The sequence below is a fragment of the Pseudoalteromonas sp. J010 genome, assembly GCF_003934235.1.
Classification (GTDB): Bacteria; Pseudomonadota; Gammaproteobacteria; order Enterobacterales; family Alteromonadaceae; genus Pseudoalteromonas; species Pseudoalteromonas peptidolytica.
Genome location: NZ_RDBW01000069.1, coordinates 1 through 1,720 on the forward strand (window position 1 = coordinate 1; position 1,720 = coordinate 1,720).

Below are 1,720 nucleotides of genomic sequence, written 5' to 3' on the forward strand. Positions count from 1 at the left end.
TGTTAACACCAAGCGATTTTGTCGTACTTTAATTACCACGCGACTTTGTCGTAGTCGCTAATTACCAAGGGAAATTGACGGTTATCTTTAACCGTGTTCTTTGAATGTTTTGTATAAGCATTTGAGGAGCGCTAAGGGTGATTGTTTTGAATTCTAAAGCTCAATTAACAGTTGATATCATTGCTAAAGTGGCAGAGCGTAAAATTACGATAGCTAATGCCGCTAAGCTCCTCAATAAATCCAGGCGTACTATTGAACGTTATTTGCAGCGTTACCGAAGCCAAGGTCTACAATTCGTTGTTCACGGGAATACAGGCAGCGAGCCAATTAATAAAACTCCAGATAGGCTTAAGCAGCAAGTTCAGTCGCTGATCCGCGAGAAATACTATGACCTGAACCTGTTGCACCTCGCCGAGATGCTAGAGGCTCACGAACACATTGTTGTTAAGCGCGAGACACTACGTAAGTGGGCACATGATATCCACCATGTAAAACGAGCCAAGCGTAGGCGTAGCCGTGTTCACAAACGCAGAGAGCGGATGGAAGMACCAGGACTAATGCTGCAAATGGACGGCAGTACACATCGTTGGTTCGGTGATAAAAAGTCGTGCTTAATCGCTATGATTGATGATGCTAACAGCGATATCCATGCAGAGTTTTTTCCGTCAGAAACGACCGAAGGGTGTATGAAAGTTATGCGCTCAGTTGTTGAGAAGTACGGCATGTTTAAAACGCTGTATGTGGATAGAGCAGGCATCTTCGGTGGACCTAAGCGTTGTAATTTCTCTCAGATGCAACGGGCCTGTGAGGAGTTAGGAATTGAAATCATCTTTGCCAGTTCTCCTCAAGGAAAAGGTCGTATTGAACGTGCCTTCGATACTCTGCAAGACAGGTTGATACCAGAGTTACGGCTCAACAATATTACTGACATGACGGGCGCTAATAGCTACCTCCAACACGTCTTCATCCCGCAGTTTTGGCGTAAAAACCTGATGGTAAAATCTAAAATATCAAACACCGAATATACGCCTGTATCACGCTACATCAATCTAGATGATATCTGCATCACCAAGGTCTACCGGAAGATCCGCAACGACCATACGTTTAGCTTCAGGGGAAAGTTCTACTTCATCGACTCACCGCTTAAGCACTCAATCGCTAACCAGAAAATTGAAATTCGTACGGGTAAAAATCAGCAGTTCGATGCGTACTTCGCTGGGCGAAAACTACAGGTAACCGAAGTCAAGGAGCCTGATAAGCTATCCTCTGAAGACTATGAAATCCAGAAGAAACTTGATGTATTGGCACTGGCTGACAAGCTAGGAAATGTGGCAGAAGCTTCACGCCTAAGTGGTGTCTCCCGCGATACTATTTACCGCCATCGTAAGCTGATAAAACAAGGTGGGATCGAATCGTTAAAACGTCAGGAAACGCCAAATCTTCACCACAAAAATCGTACTGATAGAGCTATTGAGGAAGTCGTCATAGAATTCTCACTGGCTAACCCACACATGGGACAATCCAAAGTGTCACGACTGCTCAAGTCTGAAAAAAACGTCGACATACATGCCAGCGGCGTTCGCAATATCTGGCTAAGAGAAAATATGAATACTACTGCGTTACGGTTAGCAAAACTTGCCGAAACTCGGCAACATTGATAGTGTGATTACGTCAAAATCGCTTGGTACTTATACCGTCAGTATCCCTTGGTAATCACACT

Annotated in this window: 1 protein-coding gene; it reads left to right on the top strand. The window is 44.3% G+C overall.

Features of this window, described 5'->3' with window-relative positions; translation table 11 throughout:
- Positions 1-137: 137 nt before the first annotated feature.
- Positions 138-1,658 (top strand): ISNCY family transposase, encoded by a 1,521-nt coding sequence (locus tag EAG18_RS21945; protein WP_125254466.1) that lies wholly within the window; start codon positions 138-140, stop codon positions 1,656-1,658.
- Positions 1,659-1,720 lie beyond the last annotated feature (62 nt).